Genomic DNA, 19,214 nt, shown 5'->3' with positions numbered 1-19,214 from the left:
ACAGCCTCAGAAATCAACGATCTTGCCGTCGGAGATCGTGACGCGCCGATCCATGCGGCGGGCAAGCTCGTGATTGTGGGTGGCGATCAGGGCGGCAAGGCCGGACTGGCGCACCAGCGCTTCCAGCGCGTCGAAGACGTAGCTTGCCGTTTCCGGGTCGAGATTGCCGGTCGGCTCATCGGCAAGAAGCAGGGTCGGCGCATTGGCGACGGCGCGGGCGATCGCAACGCGCTGCTGCTCGCCTCCGGAAAGCTCGCCCGGGCGGTGCGAACCACGATGGCCGATGCGCATATAATCGAGAAGCTGGCCGGCCCGCTCTCCGGCTTCCTTCCAGGAAAGCCCGGCGATCAGCTGCGGCATCATGATGTTTTCGAGCGCCGAGAATTCCGGCAGCAGGTGGTGGAACTGGTAGACGAACCCGATTTCGCTGCGGCGGATCGCGGTACGTTTATCGTCGCTCAGGCCGTCACAGGCATGGCCATTGATGTTGACTTCACCGCCGTCCGGATGCTCCAGGAGGCCGGCGACATGCAGCAGCGTCGATTTGCCGGTGCCGGAAGGGGCGACGAGAGCGACGATTTCGCCTTTCGATATCGAAAAATCTGCGCCCTTCAGGATCGGGAGTAGCGTATCGCCCTGCCCGTAATGGCGCTCGACGCCGGTAAGCTTGAGAACGACGTTGCGTTTCATGAAGGCGGCATTCCTTATTCGTAGCGCAGGGCCTGCACCGGATCGAGCTTTGAGGCACGCCAGGCGGGGAAAATGGTCGCAATGAAGGACAGCGTCAGCGCCATGACGACGATCGAGATCGTTTCGCTGAGATCCATTTCGGCCGGCAGCTGGCTGAGGAAATAGACCTGCGGATTGAAGAGTACGGTGCCTGATATCCAGGAGAAGAACTGGCGGACAGATTCGATGTTGACGCAGACGAGAACGCCGAGCAGAACGCCGGCAATAGTGCCGACGATGCCGATCGCTGCCCCGGTCATGAAGAAGATGCGCATGATCGCACCGGCGGTGGCGCCCATGGTGCGCAGAATGGCGATATCGCTGCCCTTGTCCTTCACCAGCATGATGAGGCCGGAAATGATATTCAGCGCCGCGACAAGCACGATCAGCGTCAAGATCATGAACATGACGTTGCGCTCGACCTGGAGTGCGGAGAAGAAGGTCTGGTTGCGCTGGCGCCAGTCGGTAATGGCGATCTGGCGGCCGGCCGCCTCCTCCACCTTGGGCCTGAGATCGTCGATATCGTCCGGATTGTCGACGAAGAGCTCGATCGACTGCACCAGCCCCTCGGCGTTGAAATAGAGCTGCGCTTCCTCGAGCGGCATGAAGATGATCGAGGAGTCATATTCCGACATGCCGATCTCGAAGAGGCCTGAGATCTTGTAGGACTTGATGCGCGGGCTGACGCCCATCGGCGTGATGTCACCATCTGGCGACGTCAGCGTAATGAGATCGCCGACGCGCAGACCGAGCTGGTCGGCCATGCGGGTGCCGATCAGCACACCGTCGCCGGAGGCATAGCCGACCATATCGCCGGATTTGATGTTGTCGGAGATCGTCTTGAGCTTGGTCAGGTCGTCGGCGCGGGCGCCGCGCACCAGCGCGCCGGTGCTGCCACCGGCCTGGGCGGAAGCGAGCACCTGGCCCTCCACCAAGGGCAGCGCCATCTTGACGCCGGGTACGGCGGCGAGCTTGCCGCTGAGAGCGGGATAATCGGTGAAGGGGCCGTCGACCGGCTGGACGATCATGTGGCCGTTAATGCCGAGAATGCGCGAAACGAGCTCGGTGCGGAAGCCGTTCATAACGGCCATGACGATGATCAACGTCGCAACGCCCAGCATGATGCCGACGAAGGAGAAGCCGGCGATTACCGAGATGAAGGCCTCCTTGCGGCGGGCGCGCAGATAACGCCACGCCACGAGGCGTTCGAAGGTGGAAAATGGCTTGCCAGCCGGACCCAAGCCGGATTTTGAACTCCGGTCCACTGCTGCCTCTGCCATTTCGCCTCCGTTTCCTTAAGCCACGAACCGGTTGATCGCCGCTTCGATGGTCATCGTTTCGCGGGCGCCGGTCTTGCGGTCCTTCACTTCAACTTCGCCGTTGGCGACCGCGCGCGGGCCGGCGATGATCTGGACGGGCACGCCGATCAGGTCGGCGGTCGCGAATTTCGTACCGGCCCGATCGTCGGTATCGTCGTAGAGCACATCCTTGCCGGCCTTGCTCAGCGCGGCATAGATCAGCTCGCAGGTATCGTCGCAGGCCTGATCGCCCGCCTTCATGTTGATCACCACGACATCGAAGGGCGCGACCGATGCCGGCCAGATGATTCCGTTGTCGTCATGCGATGCTTCGATGATGGCGGGAACAAGGCGTGTCGGCCCGATACCATAGGAACCCATGTGGACGAAGTGTTCCTTGCCGTCCGGTCCCTGCACTTTTGCGCCCATCGGCTCGGAATATTTGGTGCCGAAATAGAAGATGTGGCCGACCTCGATACCACGCGCCGAAAGCCGGTCGCCTTCGGGAACGGCGTTGAAAGCCGCCTCATCGTGCATTTCCGAGGTCGCCGCATAGAGCGAGGTCCACTTGTCGAAGATCGCCTGCAGGCCCTCGACGCTGTCGAAATCGGTGTGTTCGCCGGGAATATCGAAACCGACGAAATCCTTGTGGCAGAAGACTTCGGATTCGCCGGTGTCGGCGAGGATGATGAACTCATGGCTGAGATTGCCGCCGATCGGGCCGGTGTCGGCGCGCATCGGAATGGCGCGCAGGCCCAACCGATCGAAGGTTCTGAGATAGGCGGCGAACATCTTATTGTAGGAATGCTCCGCCCCTTCGCGCGTCAGATCGAAGGAATAGGCGTCCTTCATCATGAATTCGCGCGAGCGCATGGTGCCGAAGCGCGGACGGATCTCGTCGCGGAATTTCAGCTGGATGTGATAGAGATTGAGCGGCAGGTCCTTGTAGGATTTGACGGAAGAGCGGAAAATATCCGTTACCATCTCCTCGTTGGTGGGGCCGTAAAGCATCGGCCGATCCTGGCGGTCCTTGATGCGCAGCATCTCCTTGCCGTAGGCGTCATAGCGGCCGCTTTCCTGCCAGAGTTCGGCCGATTGCAGCGTCGGCATCGACAGCTCGATGGCGCCCGCGCGGTTCTGCTCGTCGCGGATAATGGCGTTGACCTTGTCGAGCACGCGCTTGCCGAGCGGCAGCCAGGAATAGATGCCCTGCGACTGCTGACGGATCATGCCGGCGCGCAGCATCAGCCGGTGGGAGACGATTTCCGCCTCCTTGGGATTTTCCTTGAGGATGGGCATGAAAAAGCGAGACAGACGCATGGCGGATTCCGAAGCAGTTGAGATCCCGCAGCAAGCGGAATCGAAGGCAATTGTTGATGTGGGAGCGTTCATAGCCGCTTCGCGGCAGGAAGGAAACCCGCAACGGATGTTGGCAACCTCCCGGAAGCGCATGTTCGCACCCGCAAAATGAACGGGCCAGAAAAAGCGCGTGTTTATAAGGACTTGAACGAAAATCTTGTCAACAGAAAAATTTTGCTAGAGTGTAGCAAAAATGCAAAAAAAGCTGATGACAAAGCCCAATGTTTGAGCTAGCTTTAGCTCACAAAACAGGCAGGAAGGATAAATTCTTGCCGAATTCGCGGTCAAGTCTTGGGAGGATCAGATCTTAGGCGCGCTCGTCGCAGCCCCGGCAACGGTTACAGATCACGCGATACTTAAAACAAGGCTTCTAGCCTTGTTTTTTTTTGGCTTTTCGGCTCCCCACCTCATCCACGAAACCCGCAGCTTCCGTAGGGGATGATCCTCATTCCGTTACGTCAGCTCTGTGCCGCAACAGCATGACGCCGGTATGACGAAATTCGCTTTTCAATAGATTTGCATATGCTCAAAGTTTGAGCAAAAGCCACACTTCAATAGAAGCTGGGACCGAGTTGCGGCAGGGCGTCGAAGCCCCAACCGAAATAGGTGTCGCAAACGTACCAGAGGCCGTAGATCACAGCCGAAATCAGCGTCGTCAGCGAAAAGACGAAAGCGGCGCGAAACCGGGCGGGCGCACTCGGAACGGTGCCGAGCACCACATCATTGTCTTCCGCCTGGGTGCGCAGACCGATCGGCAGAACGGCGAAAAGCGTCATCCACCAGATGATGAAGTAGACGGCAAATCCCTGAAGAAAGATCTCGAGCATTATCGGTCCCGTTGATGTCGCGCTGATATCGCGTCCTTATACGGCGGAATGGCGACCAACTCAAAGCGAACGAAGCGTTTAGTCGCCTTCGGGTCACTCTGCCGCAGCAGGAGTCAGGCCTGTTCGAGTTCGATCAGCGTGCCAAAGAAATCCTTGGGATGCAGAAATAGCACAGGCTTGCCATGCGCGCCGGTCTTCGGCTTGATATCGCCGAGCACTCTGGCACCCGCCTCGACCAGCCGGTCACGGGCGAGAAGAATATCGTCCACCTCGTAGCAGATGTGGTGCATGCCGCCGGACGGGTTCTTTTCGAGGAAGGCTGCGATCGGCGAAGTTTCACCCAGCGGCTGCAACAATTCGACCTTGGTGTTCGGCAGTTCGACGAAGACGACGGTGACGCCGTGCTCCGGCAGAGCCTGCGGCTGCGATACCGCAGCCCCTAGCGTGTCGCGATAGGCGGCCGTCGCCACTGCCAGATCGGGAACGGCGATGGCGATATGGTTGACCCGGCCGAGCATGATCAGACCTTGGTGACGAAGGCGGTGACGACGGGCTTCTTACCCCAGGCGTGATTGGCGGCCGAGCGGATGGCGCGGCGCACGGCCTCCTGCAGCATGTCGATATCCTTGCGGCGGGCGCGCGGAATGCTTTCGATGGCGCTGACCGCCGCGTCGAACAGCGTATCTTCCATCTCCTCGCCCTCGTCGTCATAGACCGGCAGGCCGATCGACACGAGATCGGGATCGCCGACGATGTCATAGCGGGCGTCGAGCACGACGTTGACGGCGACATGGCCGACATAGGAGAGCTTCTTGCGCTCGCCGATGCCCATCTCGTCGAAATCGCCGATCAGCGTGCCGTCCTTATAGATGCGTCCATGCGGCGCTTCGCCGATCACCTCGACGGGACCGGGCGCCAGTCGCAGGATATCGCCGTTGCGCACCCGCGGAACGATCGCGATCCCGGATTGCTCGGCCAATTCCTTGTGCGCCGTCAGATGCGTCGCCTCGCCATGCACCGGCACGACGATCTTCGGCCGCGTCCACTCATACATCCGCTGCAACTCGTTGCGGCGGGGATGGCCGGACACGTGGACCAGCGCCTCCGTGTCGGTGATGATGTGCACGCCCTGCTCGACGAGGCCGTTCTTGATATCCTGGATCGCCTTCTCGTTGCCGGGAATGGCGCGCGAGGAAAAGACGACGATATCGCCTGCCGCAAAAGCCACATTGCGCATCTCGTCGCGGGAGAGCTTGGCAAGGGCCGCCCGTGCCTCGCCCTGACTGCCGGTCAGGATGACGACGACCTTGTCGCGCGGGATATAGCCGTATTCCTCCTCGGAGATGAAGGGCTTCACGCCTTCCATCAGGCCGATATCCTGGGCGACATCAACGACGCGCTTCAGCGAGCTGCCGAGCAACAGCACTTCGCGGCCGGCCGCTTCGGCGGCCTCGGCAACGGTGCGGATGCGCCCGACATTCGACGAGAAGGTGGTGATCGCCACCCTGCCCTCGGCATTCTCGATGATCTTGCGCAGGCTTTCGGACACATCCTTCTCGGAAGGCGAAACACCGTCGCGCAGTGCATTGGTGGAATCGCACATCAGCGCCAGCACGCCCTCGTCGCCGAGCTGGCGGAAACGTGTCTCGTCGGTCAGCGGCCCGAGCGAAGGCTCGTGGTCGATCTTCCAGTCGCCGGTATGGATGACGTTGCCAACCGGCGTACGGATCATCAGCGACATCGGCTCGGGGATCGAATGGTTGACGGCCACGCCTTCAATGCTGAAGGGGCCGACATTGATCGTATCGCCTGCCTTAAACGGCGTCACCGGCACTTCGCCGATCGTCGCCTTCTCGAAATTGCGCTTGGCTTCGAGCAACCCTGATGTAAAGCCCGAGGCATAGACCGGCACATTGAGGCCGGGCCAGAGATCGGCCAGCGCCCCGTAATGGTCTTCATGCGCGTGGGTGATGATGATCGCCTTGAGGTTCTTGCGCTCGCTGGCGAGGAAGCGGATATCGGGCAGCACGAGGTCGACGCCCGGCAGGTCGGGGCCGGGAAAGGTGACGCCGCAATCGACCATGATCCACTGGCGATGCTCGGGCGGGCCGTAGCCATAAAGAGCGAGATTCATGCCAATCTCGCCAACGCCGCCCAGAGGCAGGAATACCAGTTCGTCCTGTTTCGCCATAATTTTCGTTTGTTCCGCTATCCAAAAAACACATCCCCGGCGGCAATGGGCATTATCCTGCCAGCGCCGGTATCGAGCATCAACAAGCCATTATCATCAATTCCGGCGAATTGTCCGGAAATCGATCGGTCCGGCAAATTCACCGTAATCTTTTCGCCGATGCCGCAGGCGATGGCGCGCCAGCGCGCCGTGATCTCGCCGATACCGCGGCCCTCGTCCCATAGATCAAGCACTTCAGCCATTGCGGCGAAGAGATGGGCAAAGAGCTCCTCCGGAGAGGCCGCACTTCCCTGCTGACGCAGGCAGGTGACGGGGTAGAGCGGATTATCGGGCATCACCGAGACATTGATGCCGATACCGACGATCAGCGCGTAACGACCATCCGGCAGCCCCTCGCCTTCGACGAGGATGCCGCAGGTCTTCTTTCGGCCGACAAGAATATCGTTCGGCCATTTGACCTCGAGTGGCTCGGCGCCCGGAGGCAGCACCATGCGGATCGCCTGGTGTACGGCAACGGCAACGGCCAGCGGCAGGGAGCTCAGGCGCTCCATCGGCGCCGGGTCGATCAGCAGAAGCGAAGCGTAGAGATTGCCGCGTTCGGAAACCCAGAGCCTGCCGCGGCGGCCGCGGCCGCCGGTCTGTCTTTCGGCGGTCACCCAGAGATTGCCGCCGTCGCCCGCCCGAGCCCGGGCGAGGCATTCGCTGTTGGTGGACGACGTCTCCGACAGAGCCTCGTGCCTGAAATCGCCGAGCGATATCCGGCGCCGCCCGTCGGAAGCCATCAAAAGAGCGTCGCGGCGGCAAGCTCTGCCGCGCCACCGATCGGACCGCCGATGAGGACATAGACGGTGACGAACAGGCCGGAGAGACCGAAGACCAGACGCAGCGCACCGGAGACACGGGCGAATTCGCCAGTCGCTTCATCGAACCACATCAGCTTGATGACCCGCAGATAGTAGTACGCGCCGACGACCGAGGCGAGAACGCCGATGATGGCAAGCGCATAGAGCTTGGCTTCGATGGCGGCGACGAAGACGAAGTACTTGGCGAAGAAGCCGGCGAGCGGCGGGATGCCGGCGAGCGAGAACATCAGCGCCGTCAGCACCACGGCCATGAACGGGTTCGTTGTGGAAAGGCCGGCGAGATCGTCGACATTCTCGACGACGGTGCCGTCCTTGCGGCGCATCGACATGATGATCGCGAAGGTGCCGAGCGTCATGACCATGTAGATGACCATGTAAAGCATGACACCGGTGACGCCGGTCTGGTTGCCGGCGGCAAGGCCGACCAGCGCATAACCCATGTGACCGATCGAGGAATAGGCCATCAGTCGCTTGATGTTCTTCTGGCCGATGGCGGCAAACGAGCCGAGCAGCATCGAGGCGATCGAGATGAAGACGACGACCTGCTGCCAGTCCGCCAGAACCGGCTGGAAGGCGGTGATGACGATACGGGTCATCATCGCCATGGCGGCAACCTTGGGGGCTGCGGCAAGGAAGGCGGTCACCGGCGTCGGCGCGCCTTCATACACGTCGGGCGTCCACATGTGGAAGGGAACGGCCGAAATCTTGAAGGCGATGCCGGCGAGGATGAAGACCAGGCCGAAGATGAGGCCGAGCGAACGCGCACCCTCGACCGACAGCGCCTGGGCGATCTCGGAGAAGTGGGTGTGGCCGGTGAAGCCATAGACCAGCGACATGCCGTAGAGCAGCATGCCGGAGGACAGCGCGCCGAGGACGAAATATTTCAGCCCTGCTTCGGTCGACTTCAGGCTGTCACGGTTGATCGCGGCGACGACATAAAGCGCCAGCGACTGCAGTTCCAGCGCCAGATAGAGCGAGATCAGGTCGTTGGCCGAGATCATCAGCAGGATGCCGAGGGTCGCAAGCACCAGCAGGACCGGGAACTCGAACTTGTCGAGCTGGTTCTCGCGGGCGTGACCGATCGTCATGAACAGAGCCACCAGCGAACCGATCAGCGCCACCAGCTTCATGAAGCGGGAGAAGCCGTCGGCCATGTAGACGCCGCCATAAGCAAGGCCTTCTGCGGGCACGAAGAGCAGCCACAGGCCCGAGGCCAGGAGCAGGACGATGGCGAGGCCGGTGACGACAAGGCCCGACCGCTCGCCTGAGAAGACGCCGACCATCAACAGGACAAGGGCGCCGACCGCGAGGATGAGCTCCGGCGCGGAAAGATGCAGACTGAGGAGAATTGTTTCAGCGGTCATGTCCAATAAGTCCCGTCATCATTTCATAGACAGCGCAACATTCTGCGCTGCGTGCACGGCGGCCGTGTAGTTGTTGACCAGCAGATCCACCGAGGCGGCCGTCGCATCGAAGACCGGAGCCGGGTAAACGCCGAAGAAGATGGTCAGCGCGACCAGCGGGTAAAGGATCAGTTGCTCACGCGGCGACAGATCGAGCAGCGCCTTCAGCTTCTCCTTCTCCAGCGCGCCGAAGATCACCCGGCGATAAAGCCAGAGCGCGTAGGCAGCCGAGAGGATGACGCCGGTGGCGGCAAAGAGCGCGACCCAGGTGTTGACCCGGAAGACGCCCATCAGCGTCAGGAATTCGCCGATGAAGCCCGACGTGCCGGGAAGCCCGACATTGGCCATGGTGAAGACCATCATCGCGACGGCATATTTCGGCATGTTGTTGACGAGGCCGCCATAGGCGTTGATCTCGCGGGTATGCGTGCGGTCGTAGACGACGCCGACGCAGAGGAAGAGCGCGCCGGAGACGATGCCGTGCGACAGCATCTGGAAGATGGAGCCCTGAACGCCCTGCATGTTGGCCGCAAAGATGCCCATGGTCACGTAGCCCATATGAGCCACGGAGGAATAGGCGATCAGCTTCTTGATGTCGTCCTGCATCATCGCCACCAGCGAGGTATAGATGATGGCAATCACCGACATGGCGAAGACGAGCGGCGCGAAATAATCGGAGGCGACCGGGAACATGCCGAGCGAGAAGCGGATAAGACCGTAGCCGCCGAGCTTCAGGAGCACGCCGGCCAAGATCACCGAGCCTGCCGTCGGCGCCTGAACGTGGGCATCGGGAAGCCAGGTATGGACCGGCCACATCGGCATCTTCACCGCGAAGGAGGCGAAGAAGGCAAGCCATAACCAGGTCTGCAGCGCCGGCGGGAACTTGTAGGCGAGCAGCGCGGTGATGTCGGTCGTGCCGGCCTGCCAATACATCGCCATGATGGCGAGCAGCATCAGCACCGAGCCGAGCAGCGTATAGAGGAAGAACTTGTAGCTCGCATAGACGCGGTCCTTGCCGCCCCACACGCCGATGATCAGGAACATCGGAATGAGGCCCGCTTCGAAGAAGACGTAGAACAGCACGATATCGAGCGAGACGAAGACGCCGACCATCATCGTTTCCAGGATGAGGAAGGCGATCATATATTCCTTCAGGCGCTTCTCGATCGAGAGCCAGCTCGCCAGCACGCAGAAGGGCATGAGGAAGGTCGACAGGATGACGAACAGCATCGAGATGCCGTCGACGCCGACGTGGTAGCCGATGCCGGTGCCGAGCCAGTTATGCTTCTCGACCATCTGGAAGCCCGGATTCGCATTGTCGAAGCCGGTCCAGATCAAGAGCGAGACGACGAAGGTGAAGACGGTGGTGATCAGCGAGATCCACAGCACGTTCTTCCGGCCGGTTTCGCTCTCGCCGTTCATCAATAGCAGGAGCACCACGCCGACGAGCGGCAGGAAGGTGACCGTTGAAAGAATAGGCCAATCGGTCATCAGAAGGAACTCCCGAGCATCATCCAGGTAACGAGCGCCGCAATGCCGATCAGCATGGCGAAGGCGTAGTGATAGAGGTAACCGGTCTGCAGGCGGACGACGCGGTCGGTGACGGCGACGACGCGGGCGGCGACGCCGTTCGGGCCGTAGGTGTCGATGACGCCGACATCACCCTTCTTCCACAGGAAGCGGCCGAGCGCCTTGGCGGTGCGGACGAAGAGGAAGTCGTAGAGCTCGTCGAAATACCACTTGTTCAACAGGAACTGGTAGAGCACGCGATGCTGCTGCGCCAGGATGCGCGGCGTCTGCGGCGAGCGGATATACATGTACCAGGCCGTGACGAAGCCGAGCACCATGGCGATGAACGGGCTCAAAGCCACGAGCGCCGGCACATGGTGGAACTCTTCGACCAGTTCGTTCTCGGCGCCAGTAAAGAGCGCGCCCTTCCAGAACTCGGCATACTCCTCGCCGTAGAAACGGCCTTCGAAGAAGTAGCCAGCAAGCACCGCGCCAACCGCCAGCAGATAGAGCGGCACCAGCATGACCTGCGGCGACTCGTGGACGTGGTGCATGACCTCGTGCGAGGCGCGCGGCTTTCCATAGAAGGTCATGAAGATCAGGCGCCAGGAATAGAAGCTGGTGAACAGAGCCGCGATGACGAGCAGCGCGAAGGCGAAGCCCGAGACCGGCGAATGCGATGCATAGGTCGCCTCGATGATCACGTCCTTGGAGAAGAAGCCGGCAAGACCGAACGGCGTGAAGGGAATGCCGACGCCGGTGATCGCCAGCGTGCCGATGATCATCATACGGAACGTCCACTTAATGTGCGGCCGCAGGCCGCCCATGTAGCGCATGTCCTGCTCGCCATCGACAGCGTGGATGACCGAGCCGGCGCAGAGGAAGAGCAGCGCCTTGAAGAAGGCATGGGTGAAGAGGTGGAAGATCGCCGCGCCATAGGCCCCTACCCCGAGCGCCACGAACATGTAGCCGAGCTGCGAGCAGGTGGAATAGGCGATGACGCGCTTGATGTCGTTCTGCACGAGGCCGACGGTGGCCGCGAAGAAGGCGGTGATCGCGCCGATCACGGTGACGACGACGAGTGCATCGTGCGACAGTTCGAAGAGCGGCGACATGCGGGCGACGAGGAAGACGCCGGCGGTGACCATGGTGGCGGCATGGATGAGGGCCGAGACCGGGGTCGGGCCTTCCATGGCGTCCGGCAGCCAGGTGTGCAGCAGGAACTGCGCCGACTTGCCCATCGCGCCCATGAACAGCAGCAGGCAGATGCCGGTCAGCGCATGCGCCTTGTCGAGCTGCATGCCGAAGAGGTTGAGGATCACCTCGCCCGCCTCGCCGCCGCCTTCATGCGGGGCGAAGTTCGAGGCATTGGCGAAGATCGTGTCGAAATTGATCGAGCCGAACAGCACGAAGACGCCGGCAATGCCGAGCACGAAGCCGAAGTCGCCGACGCGGTTGACGATGAAGGCCTTCATCGCCGCAGCCGTCGCCGACGGCTTCTTGAACCAGAAACCGATCAGCAGGTAGGAGGCGAGACCGACGCCTTCCCAGCCGAAGAACATCTGGGCAAGGTTGTCGGCGGTCACCAGCATCAGCATGGCGAAGGTGAAGAGCGAGAGATAGGCGAAGAAGCGCGGGCGGTGCGGATCGGTGTGCATGTAACCGATCGAATAGACATGCACCAGCGTCGAGACCGTGTTGACGACGATCAGCATCACCGAGGTCAGCGTATCGACGCGCAACGACCAGGAGACGTCGATGCCGCCGGACTGGATCCAGCGCAGCACCTCGACCTTGATCGGGCCGCCTTCGGCGTGGCCCATGCCGACCGTGAAGAAGACAACCCAGGACAGGATGGCGGCGATGATCATCAGGCCGCTGGAGACATATTCCGAAGCCTTGGCGCCGATGGCGCGGCCGAAGAGGCCGGCGACGATCGCACCGATCAAGGGAAGAAAGACGATAGCCTTATAGAGGAACATGAGCCACTCAGCCCTTCATCATATTGACGTCTTCGACCGCGATCGAGCCGCGGTTGCGGTAGAAGACAACGAGAATTGCAAGACCGATCGCCGCTTCGGCTGCCGCGACCGTCAAGATGAACAGCGCGAAGACCTGGCCGACGATGTCGTTCAGGAAGGAGGAGAAGGCGACCATGTTGATGTTGACGGCAAGCAGGATCAGTTCGATCGACATCAGGATGACGATGACGTTCTTCCGGTTGAGGAAGATGCCGAAGACGCCGAGCGTGAAGAGGATGGCGCTGACCGTCAGGTAGTGGGAAAGTCCGATGACCATGTTCTTTGTTCCTTGACCTGCCTTTAGACGCCCTGCCCGGGCTTGACCGACACCACCTCGACGGCGGTGGCGGGCGTACGGGCAACCTGCCTGGGAATATTCTGCCGCTTGATGTTGGTGCGGTGCCTGAGCGTCAGCACGATCGCGCCGATCATGGCGACCAGCAGCACCAGACCGGCGATCTGGAAGAAATAGACGTAGTTGGTGTAGAGCACGTCGCCGAGGGCGGCCGTATTGGTGCGCTCCGTCAGCGCCGGGATCGGCATGGCGACCGATTTGGCGATCTCAGGCGAGATGACGCTGCCGCCGATGACGACGATCAGCTCGGCCGCCAGGATCACCCCGATCAGCCCGCCGATCGGCGCATATTCGAGAACGCCGGCCCTCAGTTCGGTGAAGTCGATATCGAGCATCATCACCACGAAGAGGAAGAGAACGGCGACGGCGCCGACATAGACGACCAGCAGGATCATCGCCAGGAATTCGGCGCCGAGCAGCAGGAAGAGGCCGGCCGCGTTGAAGAACACCAGGATCAGGAACAGAACCGAGTGAACCGGGTTCTTCGCCCAGATGACCATGAACGCCGACGCCACCGCGACAAAGGCGAAAAGATAGAAAAATAGAGCCTGCAGACCCATGTTGGTGCCTTTTTCATCTTCCCCCGGGCAGCCGGGAGTTTCCCTGCCCGATAGAGCTTTGCGCGGCGCGAACCGGCAAAGCTCCTGTGCATATTGACCGCGATCGGAGCCGTTGCTCCATCCCGGCATTTCAAATCTCAATCAGCGGTACGGCGAGTCGATCGCGATGTTGCGGGCGATTTCACGCTCCCACCGGTCTCCGTTGTCCAAAAGCCGCGCCTTGTCGAAATAGAGCTCTTCGCGGGTTTCCGTCGCAAATTCGAAATTCGGGCCCTCGACGATCGCGTCGACCGGGCAGGCTTCCTGGCAGAAGCCGCAATAGATGCACTTCACCATGTCAATGTCGTAACGCACCGTGCGGCGCGTGCCGTCATTGCGGCGGGGACCCGCCTCGATGGTGATCGCCTGGGCAGGACAGATCGCCTCGCAGAGCTTGCAGGCGATGCAGCGTTCCTCGCCGTTCGGATAACGGCGCAGCGCATGCTCGCCGCGGAAACGCGGGGAGACCGGGCCCTTTTCGAAGGGATAGTTGATCGTCGCCTTCTGGCGGAAGAAATAGCGCATCGACAAGAAGAACGCGCCGACGAATTCCTTGAGAAACAGCGAGCTGATGGAGCCGGACAAGCTTGCCATCTTCAACCTCCAATTTTGCCGGAAACGAGAGCGGACATGATCATGCCCAACCCGTCAGTTTCAGCACGAATGCAACGATGACGACCATGGCGAGCGACAGCGGCAGGAAGACCTTCCAGCCGAGGCGCATGAGCTGGTCGTAGCGGTAACGCGGGACGAAAGCCTTGACCATCGCGAACATGAAGAACACGAAGCAGGCCTTCAGCATGAACCAGATGATGCCCGGCACCCAATTGATGAGCCAGAAATCGACCGGCGGCAGCCAGCCGCCAAGGAAAAGAATGGTCGTCAGCGAGCACATCAGGACGACGGCGGCATATTCGCCGAGCATGAACATCATGTAGGGCGAGGAGCCGTATTCGACCATGAAGCCGGCGACGAGTTCCGATTCGGCTTCCGGAAGGTCGAAAGGCGGACGGTTCGTCTCGGCAAGTGCGGAAATGAAGAAGATGATGAACATCGGGAAGAGCGACAGCCAGTGCCAGTCGAGGAAGGACGACGGCAGGCCGAGCATGGTGCCGAGGCCGGTATGCTGGGCATTGACGATATCGGTCAGGTTCAGCGAGCCGACGCAGAGAAGCACGGTGACGATGACGAAGCCGATCGAGACTTCATAGGACACCATCTGCGCCGCCGAGCGCAGCGCGCCGAGGAACGGATACTTCGAGTTCGAAGCCCAGCCGCCCATGATGATGCCGTAAACCTCGAGCGAGGAAATGGCGAAAATATAGAGGATGCCGACATTGATGTTGGCGATCACCCATCCGTCGGCGAGCGGCACCACCGCCCAGGTGGACAGCGCCAGAAGCACCGTCACCAGCGGGGCCAGCAGGAACACCGCCTTGTTGGCGCCGGCCGGAATGATCGGCTCCTTGAAGACGAACTTCAAAAGGTCGGCGAAGGATTGGAACAGGCCGAAGGGACCGACGACGTTCGGGCCGCGGCGCAGCTGCACGGCCGCCCAGATCTTGCGGTCGGCGAGCAGCACATAGGCGATAAAGACGAGCAGGCAGACCAGAAGCAGCAGCGACTGACCGATCATGATGATCGCCGGCCAGACATAGGTCGAAAAGAAAGATTCCATAGTCCCCTGCCCTTACTCTGCCGCGACTTTGAAGTTGTTGCGGGCCAATGCCGAGCACTCGGCCATGACAGCCGAGGCGCGCGCTATCGGGTTCGTCAAATAGAAGTCTTTGACCGGCGACGCAAACCCTGACTTGTTCATCTTGCCGGCTTTTTTCGCAACTGCGGCAATTTGGGCGCTATCGCTTTCGGCGATCTCGTCGATGGCGGCGAAATGCGGGAAAGCGGCGTAGAGCCGGACGCGCAGTTCGCTCAGCGAATCGAAGGGAAGCTTCTTGCCGAGCACGTCGGACAGGGCGCGGATGATCGCCCAGTCCTCGCGGGCGTCGCCCGGCGCAAAGCCGGCGCGGTTGCCCATCTGGACGCGGCCTTCGGTGTTGACCCAGGTGCCGGACTTTTCGGTATAGGCCGCGGCCGGCAGGATGACGTCGGCATGATGCGCGCCGTTGTCGCCATGCGAGCCGATATAGACGGTGAGCCTGGCCTTCTTGGCGGCGAAGTCGAGTTCGTCGGCGCCGAGCAGGAAGAGCACGTCCATCGCGCTCAGCATTTCGGCGGCATTGACGCCGGCAGCACCCGGCACGAAGCCGAGGTCGAGGCCGCCGACGCGCGAGGCTGCGGTATGGAGGACGGCAAAACCGTTCCAGCCTTCGACGACCGCGCCGACCGAACCGGCAAGCTTGGCGGCACTGGCGAGAACGCCGGCGCCGTCGCTGCGCGACAGCGCGCCCTGGCCGATGATGATCATCGGCTTGGCGGCGTTCTTCAGCACCTCGGCGAAGGCATGGTTGCCGTCGACCAGATCCTTCAGCGTGTCGGGACCGGCGCCGAGGTAATCATAGCTGTAGCGCAGTTCGCCCGCCTCGCCGATCACGCCGATCGGGAACTTGCCGCGGCGCCAGCGCTTGCGGATGCGGGCATTGAGGATCGCCGCCTCGAAGCGCGGATTGGCGCCGATGATCAACAGCGCGTCGGCCTGGTCGATGCCCGAAATGGTCGGGTTGAACAGGTAGCTTGCGCGGCCGAGCGACGGATCGAGTGCCGCCCCATCCTGGCGACAGTCGAGATTGGTCGAGCCCAGCGACTTCACCAGTTCGGAGAGCGCGTACATTTCCTCGACGGAAGCAAGGTCGCCAGCGATCGCGCCGATCTTGTCGCCCGAGGTGGCGCTGACGGCGGCCTTGATGGCGCCGAAGGCTTCGGCCCAGGTGGCGGGCTGCAGGCGGCCGTCGCGGCGCACATAGGGCCGGTCGAGGCGCTGGGTCTTCAGCCCGTCCCAGATGAAGCGGCTTTTGTCTGAGATCCACTCCTCGTTGATCGCCTCGTTGACGCGCGGCAGGATGCGCATGACTTCGCGGCCGCGAGTGTCGACGCGGATCGCCGAACCGACGGCATCCATGACGTCGATCGATTCGGTCTTGTTCAATTCCCAGGGGCGCGCGGTGAAGGCGAAGGGCTTGGAGGTGAGCGCGCCGACCGGGCAAAGGTCGACGACGTTGCCCTGCAGCTCGGAGGTCATCGCCTGTTCGAGATAGGTGGTGATCTCGGCATCCTCGCCGCGGCCGATCAGGCCGAGTTCGGAAATGCCGGCAACCTCCGTCGTGAAGCGGACGCAGCGCGTGCAGTGGATGCAGCGGTTCATCACCGTCTTGACGAGCGGGCCGATATACTTGTCTTCGACGGCGCGCTTGTCTTCCTGATAGCGCGAGGTGTCGATGCCGAAGGCCATCGCCTGGTCCTGCAGGTCGCATTCGCCGCCCTGGTCGCAGATCGGGCAATCCAGCGGATGGTTGATCAGCAGGAATTCCATCACGCCTTCGCGGGCCTTCTTGACCATCGGGGTGTTGGTGAAGACCTCGGGCAGTTCGCCGTTCGGGCCGCCGCGAATGTCGCGCACGCTCATGGCGCAGGAAGCCTGCGGCTTCGGCGGGCCACCCTTCACCTCGACGAGGCACATGCGGCAATTGCCGGCAACCGACAGGCGCTCGTGGAAGCAGAAGCGCGGAACCTCGGCGCCGGCATCCTCACACGCCTGCAATAGCGTGAAATGATCCGGAACTTCGATCTCGTTGCCGTCAATCTTCAGTTTTGCCATCGTCGCTCAGTCCTGTTTCCCGTTTGCCTGATGACGGCAAACAAACCTATTTTTGCAACATTCTCATTGCCAAGCCGGATCTTTCGTCCTGCCGACACCGGATGTCGCCGAAATTCTCTGTCACGCGTTCCAGACCCGGAACCCGCACCGGCATCGAAAGGCCCCCGCCCGTCCGCCGATCTGCCCATTCTTCCGGCCGATTGACACGGCCGGACAGTTCATTTCTTCCTGCGGCCTCGCCCTGCCAGAACTTTTGCCTGACCGGTCCAGTCGTCACGGCCGATGCGGCCGTTGAAGCCGAGTTCGGCGTCGAGCCGGGCGATTTCCGCGTCGGTCCAGGCGGCAATCTCGGCGAAGCTGCGAATACCCTTGGCGTTCAGCACCTGCTCCAGCTTCGGGCCGATGCCGGCGATCAGCTTGAGATCGTCGGCCTTGACAGCCCGCGCAGCCGGTCTTGCCTTCACGGCCGGCTTCAGCTGGCCCGGCTTCGTATCGCTAACCGACTTCGTTTGGCCGACAGACTTCGCTTCAGTGACCGGCTTCGCTTCAGTGACCGGCTTCGTCTGGCTGGCCGGGATCGGTTCGCTGACCGGCCTGACGACAGTCAGTGTCGGCCCTGCCTTCTTCCCGGCCGCCGGCTTGGTGAAAGCCTTGACGGCAGGGCGAATATTCTCCGGCCGGATTTCGACATCGGGCGCCGGCTCGTCCGGCGGCGTGTCATCGAGAGCGGCAGCGACTTTGCTCGTGGTTTCCAGGGCGCTCTGCCAGGCGCCGAAGAAGGCGCCGGCCATCTGCGTCGAGAAACCGAAGCCGATCGCCGTTGCCGCGGCAAAGGCTGCAGCCGGATGCGCCATCAGCGGATGCACCGGCATCGCCTGTGCATTTTCAAGCATCTCGGCGGCAAGGCGGCCGAAACCGGCCGCGAAATCGGCGACTTCTTCCTTCTTCCCAGCCTTGGATGCATTGTCCGCCATGATTATTCAGCCGCCTCCAGAACCGCGCCGTGATCGAGCGCGCTCGCCGTATACTGGTCGATGCGCTTTTCGATCTCGGGACGGAAGTTACGGATCAGACCCTGCACCGGCCATGCGGCTGCGTCGCCCAGCGCACAGATGGTGTGGCCTTCGATCTGCTTGGTCACCTGGAACAGCATGTCGATTTCGCGCTTCTGGGCATTGCCCTTGGCCATGCGTTCCATCACCCGCCACATCCAGCCCGTGCCTTCGCGGCACGGCGTGCACTGACCGCAGCTCTCGTGCTTGAAGAAGGCGGAGATGCGGGCGATCGCCTTGATGACGTCGGTGGACTTGTCCATGACGATCGCCGCCGCCGTGCCGAAGGAGGAGCCGACGCCGCGCAAGCCGTCGAAATCCATCGGGCAGTCGATGATGTCCTTGGCCGGAACGATCGGGCAGGATGCGCCGCCCGGAATGACGGCGAGCAGATTGTCCCAGCCGCCGCGGATGCCGCCGGCGTGGCGATCGACCAGCTCGCGGAAGGTGATGCCCATTTCCTCTTCGACCGTGCACGGCTTGTTGACGTGGCCGGAGAGCATGAACAGCTTGGTGCCGACATTGTTCGGGCGGCCGATGGCGGAGAACCAGCCGGCGCCGCGGCGCAGGATCGTCGGTGCAACAGCGATCGATTCGACGTTGTTGACAGTCGTCGGGCAGCCGTAGAGGCCCATATTGGCCGGGAATGGCGGCTTCAGGCGCGGCTGGCCCTTCTTGCCTTCGAGGCTTTCGAGCAGCGCGGTTTCCTCGCCGCAGATATAGGCGCCGGCGCCATGATGGACGAAGATGTCCATGTCCCAGCCGAGCTTGTTGTTCTTGCCGAGCAGGCCGTAATCATAGCATTCGTCGATCGCCGCCTGCAGCGCCTCGCGCTCTCTTATATATTCGCCGCGCACATAGATGTAGGCCGCATTGGCGCCCATGGCGAAGCTCGCGATGACGCAGCCTTCGATCAGCGTATGCGGATCGTGGCGCATGATGTCGCGGTCCTTGCAGGTACCGGGCTCGGATTCGTCGGCGTTGACGACGAGGTAATGCGGGCGTCCGTCGCTTTCCTTCGGCATGAAGGACCATTTGAGACCCGTGGGGAAGCCAGCGCCGCCGCGACCGCGAAGGCCGGATGCCTTCATCTCGTTGATGATCCAGTCACGGCCCTTTTCGAGGATCTGCTTGGTGCCGTCCCAGTGGCCGCGGCTCATCGCGCCCTTCAGGGACTTGTCCTTGAGGCCGTAGATGTTGGTAAAGATGCGGTCTTTATCTTGTAACATGCTTCAC

Annotated in this window: 18 protein-coding genes; 1 reads left to right on the top strand and 17 read right to left on the bottom strand. The window is 61.7% G+C overall.

All coding sequences use genetic code 11. The features are described from left to right. Nucleotides 1-6: 6 nt before the first annotated feature. The 3 genes from FHT75_RS22660 to proS are packed head-to-tail and all read right to left on the bottom strand — an operon-like array spanning nt 7 to nt 3,347. Nucleotides 7-690, bottom strand: coding sequence for an ABC transporter ATP-binding protein (locus tag FHT75_RS22660; protein WP_047616540.1), 684 nt, complete (start codon nt 688-690; stop codon nt 7-9). A gap of 14 nt (nt 691-704) precedes the next feature. Continuing rightward, the gene (locus tag FHT75_RS22655; RefSeq protein WP_047616538.1) at nt 705-2,009 is read right to left on the bottom strand and encodes a lipoprotein-releasing ABC transporter permease subunit; all 1,305 of its coding nucleotides are present in this window, start codon (nt 2,007-2,009) and stop codon (nt 705-707) included. Nucleotides 2,010-2,024: 15 nt separating this feature from the next. Beyond that, nucleotides 2,025-3,347 (bottom strand): proline--tRNA ligase, encoded by a 1,323-nt coding sequence (gene proS / locus FHT75_RS22650; protein WP_047616535.1) that lies wholly within the window; start codon nt 3,345-3,347, stop codon nt 2,025-2,027. Between proS and FHT75_RS22645 the strand changes: the two genes are divergently transcribed. Beyond that, nucleotides 3,346-3,498: a hypothetical protein gene (locus FHT75_RS22645; RefSeq protein WP_164735936.1), complete on the top strand. Its 153-nt coding sequence runs from the start codon at nt 3,346-3,348 to the stop codon at nt 3,496-3,498. The two genes, proS and FHT75_RS22645, sit on opposite strands and share 2 nt — an antisense overlap. A 439-nt stretch (nt 3,499-3,937) precedes the next feature. On the opposite strand, the gene FHT75_RS22640 is transcribed toward FHT75_RS22645, so the two are convergent. The 14 genes from FHT75_RS22640 to nuoF form a co-directional block, all read right to left on the bottom strand. Then, a complete protein-coding gene (locus FHT75_RS22640; protein ID WP_047616533.1) occupies nt 3,938-4,213 on the bottom strand; it encodes a DUF1467 family protein in 276 nt (91 codons plus the stop codon). A gap of 113 nt (nt 4,214-4,326) precedes the next feature. Then, nucleotides 4,327-4,731 carry a methylmalonyl-CoA epimerase gene (mce, locus tag FHT75_RS22635; RefSeq protein WP_183845210.1) on the bottom strand — a complete coding sequence of 135 codons (405 nt, stop codon included), beginning with the start codon at nt 4,729-4,731 and terminating at the stop codon, nt 4,327-4,329. Nucleotides 4,732-4,733: 2 nt separating this feature from the next. After that, entirely contained in the window at nt 4,734-6,404 is a 1,671-nt protein-coding gene (locus FHT75_RS22630; RefSeq protein ID WP_183845211.1) for a ribonuclease J, read from the bottom strand. Between the two features lie 17 nt (nt 6,405-6,421). After that, entirely contained in the window at nt 6,422-7,186 is a 765-nt protein-coding gene (locus FHT75_RS22625; protein WP_183845212.1) for a biotin--[acetyl-CoA-carboxylase] ligase, read from the bottom strand. Next, a complete protein-coding gene (nuoN, locus tag FHT75_RS22620) occupies nt 7,186-8,631 on the bottom strand; it encodes an NADH-quinone oxidoreductase subunit NuoN (RefSeq protein ID WP_048338649.1) in 1,446 nt (481 codons plus the stop codon). The genes FHT75_RS22625 and nuoN overlap by 1 nt, the downstream gene beginning before the upstream one ends. A gap of 18 nt (nt 8,632-8,649) precedes the next feature. Continuing rightward, nucleotides 8,650-10,161 carry an NADH-quinone oxidoreductase subunit M gene (locus tag FHT75_RS22615; RefSeq protein ID WP_047616524.1) on the bottom strand — a complete coding sequence of 504 codons (1,512 nt, stop codon included), beginning with the start codon at nt 10,159-10,161 and terminating at the stop codon, nt 8,650-8,652. Then, on the bottom strand, nt 10,161-12,161 hold the full coding sequence (gene nuoL / locus FHT75_RS22610; RefSeq protein WP_183845213.1) for an NADH-quinone oxidoreductase subunit L: 2,001 nt from the start codon (nt 12,159-12,161) through the stop codon (nt 10,161-10,163). The genes FHT75_RS22615 and nuoL overlap by 1 nt, the downstream gene beginning before the upstream one ends. Before the next feature lie 7 nt (nt 12,162-12,168). Further along, nucleotides 12,169-12,477, bottom strand: coding sequence for an NADH-quinone oxidoreductase subunit NuoK (gene nuoK, locus FHT75_RS22605; protein WP_003547388.1), 309 nt, complete (start codon nt 12,475-12,477; stop codon nt 12,169-12,171). A 23-nt stretch (nt 12,478-12,500) separates the two neighbouring features. Beyond that, nucleotides 12,501-13,115, bottom strand: coding sequence for an NADH-quinone oxidoreductase subunit J (locus FHT75_RS22600; RefSeq protein WP_047616520.1), 615 nt, complete (start codon nt 13,113-13,115; stop codon nt 12,501-12,503). A gap of 141 nt (nt 13,116-13,256) precedes the next feature. Continuing rightward, nucleotides 13,257-13,748: an NADH-quinone oxidoreductase subunit NuoI gene (gene nuoI / locus FHT75_RS22595; RefSeq protein WP_003547385.1), complete on the bottom strand. Its 492-nt coding sequence runs from the start codon at nt 13,746-13,748 to the stop codon at nt 13,257-13,259. A 40-nt stretch (nt 13,749-13,788) separates the two neighbouring features. Beyond that, a complete protein-coding gene (gene nuoH, locus FHT75_RS22590; protein WP_063474306.1) occupies nt 13,789-14,832 on the bottom strand; it encodes an NADH-quinone oxidoreductase subunit NuoH in 1,044 nt (347 codons plus the stop codon). Between the two features lie 12 nt (nt 14,833-14,844). After that, on the bottom strand, nt 14,845-16,926 hold the full coding sequence (gene nuoG, locus FHT75_RS22585; protein WP_063474305.1) for an NADH-quinone oxidoreductase subunit NuoG: 2,082 nt from the start codon (nt 16,924-16,926) through the stop codon (nt 14,845-14,847). A 218-nt stretch (nt 16,927-17,144) separates the two neighbouring features. After that, nucleotides 17,145-17,900, bottom strand: a complete 756-nt coding sequence (locus FHT75_RS22580) for a hypothetical protein (RefSeq protein ID WP_063474304.1) — start codon at nt 17,898-17,900, stop codon at nt 17,145-17,147. Nucleotides 17,901-17,902: 2 nt separating this feature from the next. Beyond that, a complete protein-coding gene (nuoF, locus tag FHT75_RS22575; protein WP_003547378.1) occupies nt 17,903-19,207 on the bottom strand; it encodes an NADH-quinone oxidoreductase subunit NuoF in 1,305 nt (434 codons plus the stop codon). Nucleotides 19,208-19,214 lie beyond the last annotated feature (7 nt).

The sequence above is a fragment of the Rhizobium sp. BK112 genome (genome assembly GCF_014193215.1).
Lineage (GTDB): Bacteria > Pseudomonadota > Alphaproteobacteria > Rhizobiales > Rhizobiaceae > Rhizobium > Rhizobium anhuiense.
This window is presented reverse-complemented; position numbering and strand designations above follow the sequence as displayed.